Raw genomic sequence first — 18,730 nt, 5'->3', positions numbered from 1 at the left:
CAGAATATGTTGAAAGTTGATCCTACATCTCCTGAACTGAGCATTTTACTGGCTAATCCTCGAGGGTTTTGTGCAGGAGTTGACCGTGCCATTAGCATTGTTGAGCGTGCATTAGAGCTATTTGAACCGCCTATCTATGTGCGTCATGAAGTGGTGCACAATCGGTATGTAGTTGAAAATCTCAAACAACGCGGCGCAATCTTTGTCGATGAACTTGAGCAAGTACCTGATAACAGCATTGTTATATTCAGTGCTCATGGTGTGTCACAAGCGGTAAGAAAAGAAGCTAAAGAGCGTGGGTTGAAGGTATTTGACGCAACCTGTCCTTTAGTGACTAAAGTGCATTTACAAGTGACTCGTGCCAGCCGTAAAGGCATTGAATGTATTTTGATTGGTCATGAAGGTCACCCAGAAGTTGAAGGCACAATGGGTCAATACGATAACCCTAATGGTGGTGTTTATCTTATTGAATCACCAGAAGATGTTCAAAGCTTACAAGTTAGCAATTCTGAAAACTTATGTTTTGTTACCCAAACAACACTTTCAGTAGATGACACTTTAGATATTATCGAAGCCTTACAAAAACGTTTCCCTTCAATTGAAGGACCTCGTAAAGATGATATTTGCTACGCAACTCAAAACCGTCAAGATGCCGTGCGTAGCATGTCTGCCGAAGTTGATTTATTGATTGTTGTTGGTTCAAAAAACAGCTCTAACTCTAATCGGTTACGTGAGCTAGCTGAAAAAACAGGTACGCAATCTTATTTAGTTGATACCGCTGCAGATGTTGAAGCAATTTGGTTTGATAATGTCAGCAAAGTGGCCGTAACTGCAGGCGCTTCAGCACCTGAAGTATTGGTTCAACAGGTTGTTAACGCAATTGCTACATTAGCGCCGAGTGTTATTACCGAAGTAGAAGGTCGAAAAGAAGATACGGTTTTTGCTGTCCCTGCAGAATTAAGATAGTTAAATCATAGACCTAAACTTATTAACCCGCAGCTATTATTAGTTGCGGGTTTTTTGTACTTGTGTGATAAACCGAGTATAATACTGATTAATTGTTATAAGTAAGATAACCGTGTGAATTTATTGTAACTTTATAAATCAATGTAAATATTTATTGTTACTACTTTCTGATTACTTTTAGCTCAGCTATGCTTATCTATGGCTTAAAGTAATTATAAGTGTGTTATTTTTAAGGTAAGACCAAGATTTAATTATCTTTTCATGGAGGTTTGGCCTAATGTCAGTAAAAAGGAATGGATTTTCCTTAATCGAAGTAATGGTTTCACTAGTTATTCTGGTGATAGGCCTTATTGGCATTTTTAATCTGCACCTCGTCGCCAAAAAAGGCAGTTTTGAGTCCTTTCAACAAACCCAAGCCTCATATTATGCCAATGATATTATCAATCGCATGCGGATCAATAGCAGCGAACTCGCTAATTATGCCGGTACTTTTACAGGCTCATCGATATCATCAGCCAAAGCCTGCGATGTAGATGTTGGTGTTAATACCATATGCACCAATGCCGAAACTCGTAATTGGGATTTATTTCAGTGGGAACGTGCATTCGCTGGTGAAAATGAAAAATCATCTGATAACACTAATGTTGGTGGTTTAGATTCTGCTACAGCGTGTATTAGTGTTGTGGGGACCGATGTCACCGTGGTGATGACGTGGAAAGGTGTACGTGCAACCTCTGACGGTACCGATGGCCAGTCTACTTTTATACAAGGTTGCGGTAGCAGCAGTGATAGACGACGAGCATTAGCAGTTAATACGGCGATTATAAGATGATAAAAGTGTCTATAAAGCAACAAGGTATGTCACTCGTTGAATTAATGGTTGCGATGTTGATCAGTTTGTTTTTAACAGCTGGTATTTTTACGATGTTCAGTATGTCATCGAGTAATGTCACTACAACGAGTCAGTTTAATCAGTTACAAGAAAACGGCCGCATAGCATTAGCGATTATGGAGCGTGACTTAAGCCAGTTAGGTTTTATGGGAGATATTACCGGAACTGATTTTATTATTGGTACAAACACGACAATATCGTCGACAGCTGTTGCTGCAGATTGCGTTGGCGCAGGCTTGAATAATGCAAGTTTCCCTAATCTTCAGCCTTCACATTTTCGTCGTTTATGGGGATACGAGCAAGGTGTGAGTGCTGAAACATTGGCCTGTGTCTCTCCCAATACCAACACTGATGTTATCCAAATAAAACGCTTAATTGGTCCGCCAGCCACAGTGTTAACAGCTACTCGATACTACGCCGCGACTGAATCAACTGAAATTGTGTTTTTTGACGGCAGTGGCGCCGTTCCCGCGTTATTAAATAGTAGGGTATGGGAATATCAACATCATGTTTATTTTATTCGTGATGATGGCACCACTCCGGTACTCAGACGGAGAACGCTATCAATTAATAACGGCATGAATAACGAAGAACAGCTTGTCGAAGGCATTGAGAATATGCGTATTTTATATGGATTTGACAATGATGGTGATGGCACTGCAGACAGCTATATGCCAGCACAAAATGTCACTACATTAATGTGGGACAACGAATTGTTTCAACGTTTAGTTGCTCTAAGAGTATTTTTATTGGTTCGAGCTAATGAAGAAGATCAAAGCTATAAAAACGACAACACTTATACGTTAGGTGACAAAACAATAGGCCCTCTAAATGACAAATATCGTCGTAAAGTGGTGTCGAGTACAATAATTTTGGAAAATCCAATATTAATAAACCTTTAGTTTCATTTGTTCGTCACAGATTGTTAGTTGCTCAGTTAATTTAAGAAGGTATCAACAATGATTACATCGCAAAAAAAACAGCAAGGTATCGTGTTGTTTTTTTCATTAATAGTCTTAGTGCTGATGACCTTAATCGGTGTGGCATTAGCCGTTAACTCGACGCAGTCATTAAGAATGGCTGGCGCGGGCTCTGAACGGATTGAAGCTGTGGCATCAGCAAAAGGTGCTCAAGATAAAGTTATCTCGGCCAATACTGGAACAACATTAACCACAATGACAGTCGCCTCAACCACGGTTGATGCCGATTTAGGTGTCTCAAACACCATGACGCCGTTAAATGCCGGCGATGTGAGTTGCAAGCGCAGTGCGACTGCAAGTTCTGGTAACCTAATCAGTTGCCGTAGAGTTGAAGTTTCTAGTGCTGCAACATTTGGCCGTAGCAATATGGGGTTAGTTACCGTCGTCGCCGGAATTGAACAAGAAGTGTTAACAGGGAGTTAGTCATGTTTATAAAACAATTATCTTATACATTGCTATTTGCAATATTGGCTTACTCATCCATCAGCTTCGCCGATGATACTGAGCTATACGTTTTTGAGTCTACAGCGCGTTCAGGCTCAAAACCTCAGGTACTGATTATTTTTGATGTTTCAGGAAGTATGGGCTCGACTTTTTATACAGATGACCCCTATGAGCGTGGTGATGAAAATGTCAATTCTAGTGGTCGTTTGAAAACTAATACCAAACTATTTTTTTCCCGTAGTAGTAGTAATGTGCCATTAGCATCGAGTAATCAATATTATTTAAATGAGATTAATGGCTGTAATACCGCCGAAGGTTATTTAGAAGACTATGGCATGTTCACTGGTTATATACGTGAGCATAAATATATTGGTGAAAATGGAGAGTGGTCAGAACTGCCATTAACTGATGGCACAAGTATTCAATATACAGATTGTTACGAAGATATTGCAGAAAGAGATTATATCAACCGCGCAGCAACTAATGGTTTTCCAGTAGATGGCTTAGGTACATCTGCAGATCCTCAAAGGCATACGCCAATTAACGGATCATCAACTACCGCTGAAGTCGATGCTGCAATAGAAAAAGCCCTTTTAACTAATTTTGGGATTGGCCAGCCTGTAACTCTGTTTACTGAAAAATATGTAAATTGGTATCATAGTACAAAGTCTAAACACAATTATTCGAGAATAGAAGTCGCAAGGCGTGTTATGGAAGACACTATCGTAACAACGCCAAGTGTAGACTTTGGGTTGTCTGTATTTAACTTCGATGATGGTGGGCGTATTGTCTATGGCATTACGACTAATAATGAGACAAATAAACCGAATTTACTGTCTACTATTAGTTCACTTACCGCTACAACCTGGACACCATTATGCGAAACCCTTTATGAGGCTTATCGTTATTTTTCTGGTGGTGGTGTGTATTTTGGTAACGATGATCCATCGAGAACACCTTTACGAGACACTTCAATAGAATCTGGTGGCAGCTATATCTCTCCATTTGTAGGTAAGGTCTGTCAAGATAAAGCTTATGTTATTTATATAACTGATGGTGAGCCAACCAGAGATGATGATGCAGATAGTAAAGTTAAAGCTCTTTCTGGTGTTTCTAATTCAGATAAATACTCTGGCAGCTACTTGCCTGCTCTTGCTGGTTGGTTGAACACTAATGATGTTAATACGGATCTTGATGGAACCCAAACTGTATCGACTTACACGATTGGTTTTGGTGAAGATGCAGATTCAGTCGCAGATCTTTTACAAGAAACTGCTGCCCGTGGTGGTGGCGATACCTATACTGCTTCCGATGCGGAAAAATTACAGGAAGCATTGCAAACGATTTTCTCTAATATTTTAGAGACCAACTCTACGTTTACTTCTCCTTCAATTGCCAGTAATAACTTTGATAGAACCCAAACTCTAGACTCAGTTTATTATGCGATGTTTTTACCTAATGAAGGCCCTCGCTGGGTGGGTAATTTGAAAAAGTTCAAGGTGACTGGAACTGGCGATGTGGTTGATAAAAATAGCAATGATGCCATTGGCGATGATGGTAATTTAGCCTCTTCAGCTTGCTCGTTTTGGACATCAAACTCTGTATGTAGCTCAACGAGTGGTGGCGGTGATGGTAATAATGTTGAAGTCGGTGGTGCACTAACCCAACTTCAAAACACTTCAAGTCGAACCTTATATGGTAATTTTGGTAGTGATGGCTCAATCGAAGAGTTTACTAAATCAAATGCAGCTTCGAGTCCTGGGATCACGAGTGAAAATGAATTAGCCATTTTTATGGGGGTCGATAAGTCTGAATTAACCGAATTATTCGATTGGGCAAAGGGCATTGATGTGGATGATGAGGATAATGATGGCTCAACATCTGACAAACGTGCTGATATTATGGGCGATCCGCTTCACTCTAAACCATTAGCAATCAATTATGGCACTGATGGCTCACCAGATGTTCGCATTGTATTGGGAACCAATGCCGGCTTTTTGCACATGTTTAAAGACAACGGTGATACGGTTGAGGAATCTTGGGCCTTTATGCCGCAAGAGTTATTGCCAAACCTTCGTGAACTCAGGGCTAACGTGCCAACAGGTATTCACTCTGTTTATGGTATGGACAGTCCACCAGTGGCTTATGTAGAGCGTAATTCATCAGGGGCCGTCGATAAAGCATGGTTATTTGTGGGTATGCGTCGTGGTGGTAAATCTTATTATGCGCTAAATATTACTAATCCTGACTCACCTCAATTTATGTGGAAAGTGGATCCAAGCTCTGCTGGTATGAGTGATATGGGGCAATCTTGGGCTGAGCCTGTAGTGACGCTTATTCCTGGGGTGCCTGCCGGTAATACTTCATCGGCAAGTGCTACACCAGTAGTGATTATCGGTGGGGGTTACAATCCATCAAATAAAGACGGTGCCAGTGTCGGTACGGATGACACAACAGCGCGTAGTGTATACATTTTAAATGCTGCTACAGGTGCTTTAGTTCATCAATTTGGCTCGGCATCTGGTTCTAATAAAACCCAATTGCCAGGTATTGTAGACAGTATCCCCAATAGCGTTGCGATATTAGACAGTAACAATGATAATTTGACCGATAGAATATATGCTACCGATACAGGGGCCAATGTGTGGCGCATGGATTTACCAAGTGCGTCAGCGAGTGATTCTACTAACCCTTGGACGGCGTTTAAGTTTGCCAGTTTAGGCGGCTCAACCCAAGCCACAGACAGACGCTTTTTTGCTGAAGCGGCAGTCGCCCAAACGGTGTTTACCAATGTATCTGAAGTTTCGGTTACAGATGCTTCGAACAATACTACAACCAGTATAACGTATCAGAATATTCCTTATGATGCTGTAACTGTAGGGACGGGCAACAGACCACATCCTTTGGATACAACGCGCTCAGATAAGTTTTTTATGCTGCAAGATAGAAATGTGGTGACTAAATCGTTTACCGGCGCAACGGGTCACGAAATCCCTGCAGCGCTCCAGTTATCAGATCTTTATAATGTGTCGTCAACAGCACCGACAACACAAGCTGAAAATATTGCATTTGGCGCTAAACGAGGCTGGTACTATAACTTTGGATCTAGTGGTGAGAAGAGCTTATCGGCTTCAACTATCATTCAAGGACGTGTTTACTTTACCTCTTATGTACCAGGTAGTATCACTTCAGCAAACCAATGTTTAGCTTATGGTGAAGGTCGATTATATGGCTTTGATTTACATAAAGGCACACGGTCATATACTGAAGAGTATTTAACTATGGGGGCTAGAGTACCTGATACACCGCAGTTAGTGATACCTGATAACGGTTCATCTGACAGCTATATGTACTTAATTGGTGTTGGTTCAGCAACTGACGATATGGTTAAAGTCGATGGTCCAGATGATGGCTGTGCAGATGGAGATAATAAGTGTATTGGTGGTGGTTTAGGCGTAAACAGAATTTATTACCATATTGATGAGTAGAGACGAGTAAAACTAATGATAAAGCAACAAGGATTTACCTTAATTGAAGTGATGATTACCGTGGTTATTGTCGGTATTCTCGCTTCTATTGCTTACCCAAGCTACACACAGTTTGTGGCTAAAGGTGCGAGAGGTGATGGTTTAGCTGGAGTGATGCATGTCGCTAATTTGCAGGAGCAGTATTATTTAGACCATCGCAGTTTTACCACCGATATGACTAAGCTAGGGCTTTCGGCCGACCCTTGGGTTGTAGAAAATACTTATTACAAAGTCGACACCACATTAAGCGGTGATGATTTTACTGTCACTGCAACCGCAGTGGGTGTTCAAGCTACTCGTGATAGTGCTTGCGCTGCAATATCGTTAACTTCAACAGGCACCAAGTCACCTACGGAGTGTTGGAAATGAACATAATTACCCCTATTACAGCTTTGTTAGCATTGCTGTTATCAATGAATGCGATAGCCGAAGAGTCCACATCTGATGAAACAACATACGTAACGTATAAATGCCATATAGAAACACCCAATGGGTCAAATATTGCGGTGTTTGTATGGGACTCGAAGTTACTCATTGAAGAGCAAAGTGCATTACTGGCGGAATATGTACCCACAGTCACTAATGAGCGATTAATCGTCAAAAGAATTGTTGAATGCATCACTGAAGATAAGGTGTTTAAAGACGTTTTCGTGCAAGAGCTTGATGCTGCGCGTACTCACTAGGTAAAAAGATAACAATAGTTATTTAATAAAGATACATACAGGCTTACCAATGGTAAGCCTTTTAACTGCACGTTACTGTAGTTGTGACCTTAGAAATTCGTCCAGATGAATTCATGCTTATTGCTTCAGAAGAACTGCTGTCTGCAGCCCCTGGGCAGTATCTAAAAACGCCACTGTTTCCGTTAGTCACCATACCGTCAGGGTTAAAACTGTATCGAGTTAGATCAGATTTAATTGTGTCGTTACTGTTAAATGCATCCACTTTACGCAATACCGTATCTGCAATACCGTTAGTGGTGTCCATGGTGCCTACTACACCGTTATCAATAAATACACTGAACCCTTGAGACCAATCGCTACCACATGATGTTGATGTCATTGGGCAAACAGATACTCTACTGCCATAACTAACCGCTTGGCTGCGTGCAAACACAAATGATGATTCAATTGTACTAATGGCACTTCTGGCTCTAATCCCTTCATATAACGAATTAAACGAGGGAGCCGCTACTGCAAGAAGGATAGCTGCTACAGCAACCGTAACCATAACCTCGACTAAGGTAAAACCTGACTGTAATTTTTTCATGTGTGTATCCTCAACTATATACAGAAGAGTATAACTAAGCACAGCATGAATTACAGTGTTTAATTGGTTATTTATTGTCTAATGATTTGGCCTCGTAAATATCTATCTCACTATTAATTAAAGACAAAACCAAAAATTAATTTGGTTTACATTTGATATTTTTCTTCTTGGACATTCTTGCTCGCCCCGCTTGGTTAACGATAACGGCTTTTGAATACTCGCTGTCTATAGTGCTAGGGCAATATGTGAGGGTACCATTTGTACCAGAAGCTAAACCATCTGCTTGAAACCTAACCGCCGCTCGGTTGTAACCCACAAAATCGTTATCGTTAAATGCTGAGGTTTGCTGTAGTAACCGATCGTTTGCATCAATTTGATTTTTGGTACCACGGTCAATAAATACGCTGAGACCAATTCGCCAATCAGAAGTGCATTTGTTATCTACAATGGGGCAGACCGTGACCCTTGTTCCATAGCTTATCGCCATATTGCGGGCAAATTGGATAGTCTGTTGTATGACTTTAATGCTGCTCTGTGTTCGAGTATGTTCGTGTATTGCAGTAAAGGAGGGGACAGCGATAAGCGACATCAACATGATAATTAATGTGGTAACGATGAGCTCGATAAGCCCAAAGCCTTTTGTCAGTGTTGAGATAGTCATCATTATTCTTCCCTAAATTGTTGGCAGCATCCTGCTGCGGGTTAAATAGTATAGAAAATGAACAATTCTTTTGCTGTGAAATATCTTTTTCTAAATACGCAAAATAGCAGCGACATTTTGCTGTGGTTTCAAGTAAGATATTTGCAGGAAGTTTGGTTGCTATAAACGTCAACGATGACATATGTTTAACCAACAATTTAGCTGATGACAGGAGTATGTAATGAAAAAAGTCGAAGCCATTATTAAACCATTTAAACTTGATGATGTGCGTGAGTCACTCGCTGAGATTGGCATCACAGGTATGACAGTGTCTGAGGTGAAGGGATTTGGGCGTCAAAAAGGGCATACTGAACTGTATCGTGGCGCAGAATACATGGTCGATTTTTTACCTAAAGTGAAAATTGAGCTTGTGATCCAGGATGAGCTGCTAGAACGTGCTATCGATGCAATTGTTGATACTGCAAGAACAGGAAAGATAGGCGACGGAAAGATTTTTGTTACCGATGTCGAGCGAGTCATTCGTATTCGTACCGGTGAAGAAAACGACGAAGCAGTATAAGGCCCACAAGGGCCTTTTTTTATGTGTTTCAAGTTAGTAAGACAATGTTTGGTTGGAGAAGTTTATGCAACAAAGAATTGTTATTGTTGGTGGTGGAGCTGCCGGTTTAGCATTGGCGTCAAAGCTAGGGCGTAAGTTTGGTAGCAATTCTTTAGTTGATATCAGCTTAGTTGATAAAAATACCGTGCATATTTGGAAACCTAAATTACATGAGGTTGCGGTTGGGGTTATTGATCAATCGATTGAAGGGTTGCAATATCGCGATCATGGCCTTAAAAATGGTTACCGCTATATTAGAGGTGCTATTGAACAATGCGACCCACAAGCCAAAACGATTCAATTAGCGCCTGTTTATAATGATGAGGGTGAACAGATTATCGCTGAGCGCCACATTGCATATGACACCTTAGTGCTAGCGTTAGGTGGTGTCTCCAATAGCTTTAATACGCCAGGTGCTGAAAAACACTGCATATTTTTAGACAGCCTTGATAGCGCAAATGTATTCCATCAAAAGTTGATGGATGCGTTATTACAACTCAATGAAACCCAAGATCAGTTAGGTATCGGAATTGTTGGTGCAGGGGCAACAGGCGTAGAGCTATCGGCAGAGCTTCATCATGTTATCGAGTCTGTTAAAGAATACGGCTATCAAAATATTAGCAAAGATCATTTAGACATTAACCTTATCGAAGCATCAAACAAAATTTTGCCACAACTGCCAGCACAAGTAAGCGCAAGAGCGCAAACAGTATTGTCAAAGCTTGGGGTTAAATTGCACTTAGGTGTTCAGGTTAAAGAAGTGACCAAACAAGGTTTTGTGACCGCAACGGGCGATGTGATTAAAGCCAATATCAAAGTATGGGCTGCAGGCGTTAAAGGGCCAAAAGTATTCGAGAGCTTCACTCAACTTCCTGTAACACCGCGTAATCAATTAGATGTCGATGACTGCATGCGAGTTAAAGGACTTAGCGATATCTATGCGTTAGGCGATTGCGCACAACTCATATTGCCATCAGGCAAACCGGTTCCACCTCGTGCCCAAGCCGCAGCACAAATGGCCGATCGCTTGTATGCTAATTTGTGTTTAAAAATGAAGTCACAGCCAGAAAAGTCATTTGAATATAAAGACTATGGCTCTTTAGTTTCATTAAGCCGCTTTTCTGCGGTCGGAAATCTAATGGGGAATTTACGCTCAGGTGATTTTTTCGTGGAGGGTCACGTTGCACGCTTAATGTATATTTCATTATATCAACGTCACCTAGCCAGTTTATATGGCTGGTTTTCCGCTTCAGTGTACCGCATCGCCCAAAAATTGCTGCGTTGGCAGCGACCTAAGCTTAAATTGCACTAAATATGGTTTGTCACGACAAGGGCTTTACTACGGATAAAGCCTCTCTTATTGGACAATAAAACAGCTTTTAATGATGATAAGCGCAATTTAATCTAAATGTACTTGAATTTAAGATTTATCTTGGTAGTTTCAGGTATCAATGAATTGTTAACTCTCGTATAGATACCAAGCTGTACGTATGTCAAAGAAGATAATCAGTGCCTCAGGGAGCCAAGATGCAAAACCAAATTACGTTATTAGAACAAACCAAACATGGCGAGTTAAAACTAGCAGCAAGTGACTATTCACATGTAGCAGAGCAACATATCGTGCCAGTTACTCTACATGAGATCAGCCGTGCCGCGACAGAATACCCAATTGTGTTTGTTAAAAATAGCGACACCAATGAATTTCAGTCAGTTGCAATGCTAGGGTTAAAGCCTGGACAAAATTTAAGTGTTAAAGACGGCAAATGGCAAGGTCTGTATATTCCTGCGGTAGTGCGAGATTATCCTTTAGGACTTGTTCTTAACCCAGATGTAAAAGATAAAGTGTGGATTGGTATTCGTGAAGAGGCTAAAGAAGTTAGCAAAACTGAAGGCCAACCATTGTTTGTTGACGGTAAAGAAACGCCATTGCTAGAAACACGTAAAAAAGCTTTAATTAGCCACTATGAACAAGATCAAGCAACACGTGGGATTTTAGGCTTTTTAAATGAAAAAGGTTTATTAATCAACCAAACATTAACGGTTGATGTCGCCGGTGAAAAGCGCAATATCAATGGTTTATATGTTGTTGATGAAGCAAAACTAAATGAATTAAGTGACGAAGAATTTTTAGATTTGAAAAAACGCGGCTTATTAGGGCCAATCTTCGGTCATTTAGGTTCGTTAAACCAAGTGAACCGTCTAGCTAGAGTTGAAATGCAGGATAAATAACCTGCCAGCTTATTAAGAAAAAAAACTAAGGCACTCTATCGAGTGTCTTTTTTTATTCTTGTCCAATCTGATGAGTAATGAAATGTTAAAATACTAATCAATAGATACAAAAAAGCCACTCATTGAGTGGCTTTTTTGTTTTTATGGTGCCGGCACCAAGAGTCGAACTCGGGACCTACTGATTACAAGTCAGTTGCTCTACCAACTGAGCTATGCCGGCTAAATTGTGGTGCCCGAACCCGGAATCGAACCAGGGACACGAGGATTTTCAATCCTCTGCTCTACCGACTGAGCTATTCGGGCAACTAAACTAAGCGTTAGTTTACTACTTCAAACTAGGTACTAACTTGGTAATCAGTGCCTGTCTCGTCTGGAGTGCGCACATAATATAGCGATGGATTTTATCGTGCAAGTGCTTTTTAAAAGTTTTTCATCGTTCGGCTAGTTAATGTTCAAAATGCGGCAGTTTTAACTGTTATTGATGGTTTTTAATCCGAAATGGCTAAATTTAAGTATTAGTGTTTTGTTTGAGATGGTTTTTATTAACCAATGCTGATGGATATTGGCTTTAAATCGAGTCGTTATTGTCACTCGCGAAAAAATAAATGTTATTTCGACAATAATTAGCCAACTGTTTTAACCGTGGATGACTTGACCTTTAATAGCATAACGAAGCGGTTGGCTATTGATGCAAAACCACTGGTGGAGAGCAAGACCCTTTGGGGCGGCTATCGTGCAGGTTTGACTGGCAAAACCACTTTTGCAATGAAAGATTATGGTGTGAAAATGGATTTAAGCCCAGCATCAGCTAACGTAGCATTAGAATTTATTGTTGAGGGCGTTAAGCAATAAGTATAGCCACAAAAAAGCCGCATTGTTTGCGGCTTTTTCTATTAATGTTTGTTATTAATGTTTATCACTAATGTTTATCACTAATGTTTGTTACTCGTCTTCAGCAGGAGGAACATAACCTTCGATTTCAACATCTTTACCTTCAAATAAGAAGCTCAGCATTTGAGTTTCTAAAAATTTGCGGTCATCAACATTCATCATGTTGAGTTTTTTCTCATTAATCAGCATCGTTTGCTTTTGTTGCCACAAGCCCCACGCTTCTTTACTGATATTGTCATAAATACGTTTACCTAACTCGCCTGGATAAAGCTGAAAATCCAAACCGTCGGCAGATTTATTAAGGTGTTGACACTGAACTGTGCGAGCCATGGTGATTCCTTACTAACTTAATTTCGATTAAAACTAATGTGTCATGAAAAGTACGGCTAAATTAGACAAAATACGCTCTGTGGCCGCAGCTAATCCCACTTTTGCTGGTTGGTCTATGTTATACCAGAGAGTCGCGTTTTGTTCCATGATCCCCGTAACTGGCTGAGATGTTAATTCAACTAAAACGGGCTGAATATCCAAATGAAAGTGGCTAAATGTATGTCTAAATCCAGCAAGGCCTTGATCTGAGGCTTTAAGGTTATGCAGCGCTAAATAATCAGTCAACTCCACCTCTGTATCAAATTGTGGGAAACACCATAAACCGCCCCAGATACCCGCGGGTGGACGCTGCATTAACTGTACAGTGGTATCTGAACCAGAGTTGTTAACCATAACCAACATAAAAGCGGACTTTTCAGGGGTAACTTTTTTAGGTTTTTTACCGGGGTAACGAGTTTGTTCACCTTGTAATTGCGCCTTACAGTCAATTGCGACAGGACATTGCGCACAAAGTGGCTTACTTCGTGTACATACACTAGAGCCAATATCCATCATGGCTTGGTTAAATTTCTCTACACCTACTTTGGGTGTATGTTGTTCGGTTAATTGCCATAACTGCTGCTCAACCGTTTTCACCCCAGGCCAACCGTCAATCGCACCGTGCCTTGCTAATACACGCTTTACATTGCCATCCAAAATAGGATGATGTTGTCCAAGTGAGAGTGACAACACCGCTCCAGCGGTAGACTTACCAATACCAGATAAAGCAACCACATCGTCAAAGTCTGTGGGAAACTCGCCACTAAATGCATCACGCACATGCTGGGCGGCTTTATGCAAATTACGCGCTCTGGCGTAGTAGCCTAATCCTGTCCATAAATGTAATACCTCATCTTGCTCAGCGTTAGCAAGTTCGACAACCGTCGGAAATCTTGCCATAAATCGTTCATAATAAGGGATAACCGTTGCGACTTGGGTTTGTTGCAGCATAATTTCAGACACCCAAACGCGGTAAGGTGTTTTATTGATCTGCCAGGGCAGTGTTTTACGACCATTAAGGTCGTACCAAGCAATAATACGCTCGGCAAAGGTAGTCACTTTTTTCATGGGCGCAGTGTATCTATAGCCATTTTATTACACAAGTAGGCAAACCATTTTAACCTTTTATACTCACTTGAGCAGAATCACTTGTTGATGATTAATTTAGCGTAAACATGTGCGGCGACTTTAGGTATAATGCCCAACTTAATTTTTTAAATTGATCCACCACAAATAGCAAAAGCGTAATGTGGATGTAAATAGTGGCGTTAGTACGCTAACGGTAAACACTTACATTGGGTAAATTACGTAAGCAATGAGGCAGAAATGAGCGACGTTACCACAGCTGAGTTTAACGAAGACGGTAAGTATATTCGTAAAATCAGAAGTTTTGTTTTGCGTGAAGGGCGACTAACCAAAGGCCAATCACAAGCAATTGAGGCTCACTGGCCTGCAATGGGGTTGGACTACACACCACAACCACTTGATTTAACAAAAGTGTTTGGGCGTGATGCCGATACCGTTCTTGAAATCGGCTTTGGTATGGGTGCCTCATTAGTGCAAATGGCAAGTGCATCACCTGAGCAAAACTTTATTGGTATTGAAGTGCACAAACCAGGTATTGGCGCATGTTTAGCCGACGCGGGTGAAGCCAAAGTCACTAATTTACGTGTATACCACCATGATGCAATGGAAGTATTAGAGCACAGCATTGCTGACGGCTCATTAGCACGTTTGCAATTGTTTTTCCCAGATCCTTGGCACAAAAAGCGTCACCACAAACGCCGCATTGTGCAAGCTGAGTTTGTTGAGTTAGTCCGCCGTAAGTTAAAAATCGGCGGCGTGCTGCATATGGCAACAGATTGGGAAAACTACAGCGAGCATATGTTAGAAGTAATGAATGCTGCAGAAGGTTATAAAAATCAATCTACTACTGGTACAGTGGTTGAACGTCCAGACCACCGTCCGTTAACTAAGTTCGAAGCGCGTGGCCATCGTCTTGGTCACGGTGTTTGGGATATCATGTTTGAGCGTATCGCTTAATTTTAGCAACTGGAGAACACATTATGGCGCAAAATCGCAGCCGTCGTTTACGTAAAAAGTTACGAGTGGATGAGTTTCAAGAGTTCGGGTTCGATGTCAATTGGACCTTTGACGAGTCAGTCTCAGAACAAGATATTGATGCATTAGTTGATCAGTTTATTGATGAAGTGATTGAACCTCGCCAGTTAGGCTTTCATGGTGGTGGCCATAAAGAATGGGAAGGCATCATTGCAACCCAGGCCATTGGCAAGTGTACCGAAGATGATATCGCCGCAGTACAGGCATTTTGGCAAAGCAAACCAGTATCGGGCATAGAAGTGAGTGCCTTATATGACATCTGGTGGGGTTAAACTAAATTGCCAGAGCAATTATTACTACAAGAAGCGGTAGACAAAGTCAGGCCGTTATTGGGTAAAGGCAAGGTGGCAGGGTATATTCCTGCCCTTGCTAATGTTGACCCCAATAAAATAGGTATTGCCATCACGACTGTTGACGGTACTACCATTGGCGCTGGCGACTATCTTGAGCCTTTTTCTATTCAAAGTATTTCCAAAGTGTTTAGTCTAACGCTTGCGTTAAACTTATACACAGAAGAAGAAATCTGGAATCGAGTAGGAAAAGAGCCTTCAGGTCATTCGTTTAACTCATTAGTCCAAGTAGAGTTAGAGCGTGGCAAACCACGAAACCCCTTTATTAATGCGGGTGCACTGGTTATTGCCGACTTGCTGCAAGCCCGTCTTGGCGCACCTAAACATCGTATGTTAGAAGTGGTGAGACAGTTAAGCCAAGACCCAAGTGTCACTTACGATAAAACAGTTGCTGATTCTGAGTTTCAGTTTAGTGCACGTAATGCGTCAATTGCCTATTTAATGAAATCATTCGGTAACTTCGACGGTGATGTCGATACTGTGCTGAAAAGCTACTTTCATTACTGCTCATTAAAAATGAGTTGCGCTGATTTATCTCGAGCCATGTTTTATTTAGCTAATCGAGGCAAAACCCTCGAGGGTGATGAGATAGTCACGCCCGTACAAACAAGGCAATTAAATGCCTTACTGGCCACATCTGGGTTATATGATGGTGCCGGTGAATTTGCCTACCGTGTGGGTATGCCTGGTAAAAGTGGTGTTGGTGGGGGGATTATTGCTGTAATACCCGGTGATATGTCAATTTGTGTGTGGTCACCAGAACTTGATATTAATGGTAACTCACTTGCCGGTACCGCAATGTTAGAACATATTAGCCAACAACTTGGCCGCTCAATTTTTTAGGCTAATTAATTATTATTGAGATTCGTAAAATAGACTACTTTTTGGTTTATTTTACGAATACACTGCTGTTATTCATCGCTCACCCTCCTCACTTTAAATCTTTAAAGAGTTAAAACTTATATAAATCATTGGTTTGCATGTTTGGCATGGCTTATGCTTTATAAGTTTTATATTCGACTTAATTATTCGCACTCGTACTGCAAAAAGGATCTTTATCATGACCAAGCAAAAGTTGATCTGTGGGTTAGCATTAACCAGCGTGTTGTTTACCGCTGGCGCATGGACTCCAGCCATGGCAAAAATGTCTCTCAATGATGATAAGTGTAATGTGACGCTGAATTATGATGTCACGGTTGAACCCACTAATTTACAGATAAGTGATAACGGCGCAGAAAAGTATCGCGTTGAGTTAGGTCAACTTTATGTCGATGGTAAAAAAATTACCCTTAACGACGATCAACAAAAATTATTGACCGAGTATTCTGAAGCGCTTTCTAGCCAGGTGCCAGATGTGATTGACTTAGTGGGCGATGTAGTGTCGATTGCTACGCAAGCGGTTAACATGGCATTGACGCCAATTTTAGGTGAAGCCGCAGGCACTCATATTGATAAATTAATGTCTGGTATTCAACAACGTGTCGATACTATGGCGTATCAGCAAGGTGATAAGTTTTATTTAGGCTCTACCGAAGCATCAATTGAGAAAACCTTTAATGAAGAGTTTGAGCAAGAAATAGAACAGATGGTAACCAGCTCAATGGGCTCATTAATGATGACGCTAGGCAGCCAAATTATGTCATCAGATGGCGGTACATTTGAAGAAAAGATGAATGCATTCTCACAAAAAATGGATAATGTTGGTAACGACATTGAGCAGCAACTTGAGTCGCAATCTCAAGAGCTTGAAGCTCGTGCAACCAAAGTTTGTGACAATTTTGAAGGTTTATTAGTGCTCGAAAATCAAGCGCGTCAAGCCATACCCGAACTTGCTCCATATACCCTAGCTAAGCTAGGTGACACAACGCAATAAGCTTTTTTAGTCAACCCGTCTCCCTGAAAGACACCTGACCTTCCCCTGTTTTCTATTTCAAGACACAGGGGCTTTTTTTATTGATAAAAAGCCCTCATCAGCCGCTATAGCGCCATTTCTTTGTTCTGATAAAAAAATTGTCAATTATAAATATAGAGCCATAGCTGGTTTTTTTGTTATACTCATAAAAATTATAACAAAAAAGCACTCTACTTTAGATGTGGTTATATTTAAGACAACAGACTTGTGTATGCCAATATTGACTTTTTATGTCTGCTTATTGGCTGCAAACTTGTTTCAAATATAACTGAGTTGACGTGAATGTTTAACTTGGAATAGTCCTTTAACGTGGCTTTTATTCCTGACTCAACAAACACCTAATTTTTTTTAATGTCGTAACCAGCTTAAGGCGACTTTCATGTTAGAACTGTTAGAACCTATCGCAATTTTTACTCATGTTGCACGCGCAGGAAGTTTTAGTGCAGCTGCCAGACGTCTTGGCATTTCTAAATCTAAAGTGAGTACGCAAGTTGCAGATCTTGAACATAAACTTGGTGTTCAACTTATTCAGCGTACAACGCGTAGTTTAAGTCTTACTGAAGCTGGTAATTTGTTATATCTGCAAGGTGAAGAGTTACTTCGCGATGCAGAGCAAGCTGTTGCCAGTGTCCATAACTTAAATGACGCAACTCGTGGCGTATTGAAAGTGGGGATCTCACAATCATTCGGCACCATGCATATTATTCCGGCATTACCAGACTTTATGGCTCGCCATCCTGAGCTTGAGTTACAAGTCAGCTTGCTTGACCATAAAGTTGATGTGGTCAGTGAAGGTTTAGACTTACTGTTAACTATGTCTGAACAATTGCCGTTAGGTATGGTTGCTAGACCACTAATGAAATGTCAATTTTTGTTAGTTGCGTCACCAGGTTATATTGCCCAGCATGGTAATATTAGTCGTCCTGAACAATTAGTTGAACACAATTGCTTGGTGTATCAAGGCGAGTGGCATGAGCACAGCATGTGGCAATTTAAAAAGGGCGAAGATTATTGCGAAATCGGGGTGTCTGGTAATTTCCGTGTTGATAATGCTCCTGCACTTAAGTCAGCTGCCGTCAGCGGTTTAGGTATTGTGTATCTTGCGAGTTATCTAATGGAAGATGAAATTGCCCAGGGCACATTGGTGCCATTATTACCTGATTGGCAATTAACTCATAACTTACCTTTGCAAGCGGTTTACCCTCGTCGTAAACACTTGGCTCCTAAGGTCAGTGCATTTATTGATTTCATTAAAACCCATATTGGTAGCCCGCCATATTGGGATGCGAAGTTCGATCATTTATACAAGCTTCGCAAGTAAAATCCGGAAACATTGTTCTTGAAATAAAACAAAGCCGCAAATAACCTTGCGGCTTTATTTTTATCTGTTTTATATCAACACTTTAACTAGTTCATTGATTCATTTTTTAGTGAACTATTAATCAATGACTTACTGATGTAAGGCAGGTTAGTTGTTGCAGTCTGTTCTTATATCAATACAATAGATGTCAGTTGATTCGA

The 18,730-nt window shown here is 40.9% G+C and carries 20 protein-coding genes and 2 tRNA genes; 16 read left to right on the top strand and 6 right to left on the bottom strand.

Annotated features, from left to right (window positions below; translation table 11 throughout):
- The first annotated feature begins 36 nt into the window (after positions 1–36).
- The 7 genes from ispH to IEY48_RS01935 all read left to right on the top strand — a co-directional run bounded on the left by ispH (position 37) and on the right by IEY48_RS01935 (position 7,492).
- The gene (ispH, locus tag IEY48_RS01965; RefSeq protein ID WP_188916937.1) at positions 37–966 is read left to right on the top strand and encodes a 4-hydroxy-3-methylbut-2-enyl diphosphate reductase; all 930 of its coding nucleotides are present in this window, start codon (positions 37–39) and stop codon (positions 964–966) included.
- 277 nt (positions 967–1,243) lie between these two features.
- Entirely contained in the window at positions 1,244–1,798 is a 555-nt protein-coding gene (gene pilV, locus IEY48_RS01960; protein WP_188916728.1) for a type IV pilus modification protein PilV, read from the top strand.
- Positions 1,795–2,760 (top strand): PilW family protein, encoded by a 966-nt coding sequence (locus IEY48_RS01955; RefSeq protein ID WP_188916727.1) that lies wholly within the window; start codon positions 1,795–1,797, stop codon positions 2,758–2,760. Before pilV ends, IEY48_RS01955 begins: the two co-directional genes overlap by 4 nt.
- A 57-nt stretch (positions 2,761–2,817) precedes the next feature.
- A complete protein-coding gene (locus IEY48_RS01950; RefSeq protein WP_188916726.1) occupies positions 2,818–3,261 on the top strand; it encodes a pilus assembly PilX family protein in 444 nt (147 codons plus the stop codon).
- Positions 3,262–3,263: 2 nt separating this feature from the next.
- Positions 3,264–6,770, top strand: a complete 3,507-nt coding sequence (locus IEY48_RS01945) for a pilus assembly protein (RefSeq protein WP_188916725.1) — start codon at positions 3,264–3,266, stop codon at positions 6,768–6,770.
- 15 nt (positions 6,771–6,785) lie between these two features.
- Entirely contained in the window at positions 6,786–7,178 is a 393-nt protein-coding gene (locus tag IEY48_RS01940) for a type IV pilin protein (RefSeq protein ID WP_188916724.1), read from the top strand.
- Positions 7,175–7,492, top strand: coding sequence for a TapY2 family type IVa secretion system protein (locus tag IEY48_RS01935; RefSeq protein ID WP_188916723.1), 318 nt, complete (start codon positions 7,175–7,177; stop codon positions 7,490–7,492). Before IEY48_RS01940 ends, IEY48_RS01935 begins: the two co-directional genes overlap by 4 nt.
- A 61-nt stretch (positions 7,493–7,553) precedes the next feature.
- Here the strand turns inward: IEY48_RS01935 and IEY48_RS01930 are convergent, their stop codons facing one another.
- Positions 7,554–8,078: a GspH/FimT family pseudopilin gene (locus IEY48_RS01930; RefSeq protein ID WP_188916722.1), complete on the bottom strand. Its 525-nt coding sequence runs from the start codon at positions 8,076–8,078 to the stop codon at positions 7,554–7,556.
- A 136-nt stretch (positions 8,079–8,214) separates the two neighbouring features.
- On the bottom strand, positions 8,215–8,739 hold the full coding sequence (locus IEY48_RS01925) for a GspH/FimT family pseudopilin (RefSeq protein WP_188916935.1): 525 nt from the start codon (positions 8,737–8,739) through the stop codon (positions 8,215–8,217).
- 220 nt (positions 8,740–8,959) lie between these two features.
- On the opposite strand from IEY48_RS01925, the gene glnB reads away from it, so the two are divergent.
- The 3 genes from glnB (at position 8,960) to IEY48_RS01910 (ending at position 11,566) form a co-directional block, all read left to right on the top strand.
- Positions 8,960–9,298 (top strand): nitrogen regulatory protein P-II, encoded by a 339-nt coding sequence (glnB, locus tag IEY48_RS01920; RefSeq protein ID WP_188916721.1) that lies wholly within the window; start codon positions 8,960–8,962, stop codon positions 9,296–9,298.
- 64 nt (positions 9,299–9,362) lie between these two features.
- Positions 9,363–10,649 carry an NAD(P)/FAD-dependent oxidoreductase gene (locus IEY48_RS01915; RefSeq protein WP_188916720.1) on the top strand — a complete coding sequence of 429 codons (1,287 nt, stop codon included), beginning with the start codon at positions 9,363–9,365 and terminating at the stop codon, positions 10,647–10,649.
- 215 nt (positions 10,650–10,864) lie between these two features.
- The gene (locus IEY48_RS01910; RefSeq protein ID WP_188916718.1) at positions 10,865–11,566 is read left to right on the top strand and encodes a SapC family protein; all 702 of its coding nucleotides are present in this window, start codon (positions 10,865–10,867) and stop codon (positions 11,564–11,566) included.
- Positions 11,567–11,710: 144 nt separating this feature from the next.
- Here IEY48_RS01910 and IEY48_RS01905 read toward each other — a convergent pair.
- Positions 11,711–11,786: transfer RNA gene (locus tag IEY48_RS01905), tRNA-Thr, on the bottom strand.
- 7 nt (positions 11,787–11,793) lie between these two features.
- Positions 11,794–11,869, bottom strand: a tRNA-Phe gene (locus IEY48_RS01900).
- A 339-nt stretch (positions 11,870–12,208) separates the two neighbouring features.
- Here IEY48_RS01900 and IEY48_RS01895 point away from each other — a divergent pair.
- Positions 12,209–12,418: a YceI family protein gene (locus tag IEY48_RS01895; protein ID WP_188916716.1), complete on the top strand. Its 210-nt coding sequence runs from the start codon at positions 12,209–12,211 to the stop codon at positions 12,416–12,418.
- A 90-nt stretch (positions 12,419–12,508) separates the two neighbouring features.
- Here the strand turns inward: IEY48_RS01895 and IEY48_RS01890 are convergent, their stop codons facing one another.
- A complete protein-coding gene (locus IEY48_RS01890; protein WP_188916714.1) occupies positions 12,509–12,787 on the bottom strand; it encodes an oxidative damage protection protein in 279 nt (92 codons plus the stop codon).
- Between the two features lie 33 nt (positions 12,788–12,820).
- Positions 12,821–13,894 (bottom strand): A/G-specific adenine glycosylase, encoded by a 1,074-nt coding sequence (gene mutY, locus IEY48_RS01885; protein ID WP_188916711.1) that lies wholly within the window; start codon positions 13,892–13,894, stop codon positions 12,821–12,823.
- A gap of 258 nt (positions 13,895–14,152) precedes the next feature.
- Between mutY and trmB the strand changes: the two genes are divergently transcribed.
- The 5 genes from trmB (at position 14,153) to IEY48_RS01860 (ending at position 18,530) form a co-directional block, all read left to right on the top strand.
- A complete protein-coding gene (gene trmB, locus IEY48_RS01880; RefSeq protein WP_188916709.1) occupies positions 14,153–14,869 on the top strand; it encodes a tRNA (guanosine(46)-N7)-methyltransferase TrmB in 717 nt (238 codons plus the stop codon).
- 23 nt (positions 14,870–14,892) lie between these two features.
- Positions 14,893–15,219, top strand: a complete 327-nt coding sequence (locus IEY48_RS01875; protein WP_188916707.1) for a 50S ribosome-binding protein YggL — start codon at positions 14,893–14,895, stop codon at positions 15,217–15,219.
- 6 nt (positions 15,220–15,225) lie between these two features.
- Positions 15,226–16,140 carry a glutaminase B gene (glsB, locus tag IEY48_RS01870; RefSeq protein WP_188916705.1) on the top strand — a complete coding sequence of 305 codons (915 nt, stop codon included), beginning with the start codon at positions 15,226–15,228 and terminating at the stop codon, positions 16,138–16,140.
- A 217-nt stretch (positions 16,141–16,357) separates the two neighbouring features.
- Positions 16,358–17,170: a YggN family protein gene (locus tag IEY48_RS01865; RefSeq protein WP_188916703.1), complete on the top strand. Its 813-nt coding sequence runs from the start codon at positions 16,358–16,360 to the stop codon at positions 17,168–17,170.
- 418 nt (positions 17,171–17,588) lie between these two features.
- A complete protein-coding gene (locus IEY48_RS01860) occupies positions 17,589–18,530 on the top strand; it encodes a LysR family transcriptional regulator (protein WP_188916701.1) in 942 nt (313 codons plus the stop codon).
- The last annotated feature ends 200 nt before the right edge of the window (positions 18,531–18,730 follow it).

The organism is Shewanella saliphila, assembly GCF_014648295.1.
In the GTDB taxonomy this organism is placed as follows: domain Bacteria; phylum Pseudomonadota; class Gammaproteobacteria; order Enterobacterales; family Shewanellaceae; genus Shewanella; species Shewanella saliphila.
Note: the sequence above shows the minus strand (reverse complement) of the source record. Positions and strands in the feature narration are given on the sequence as shown.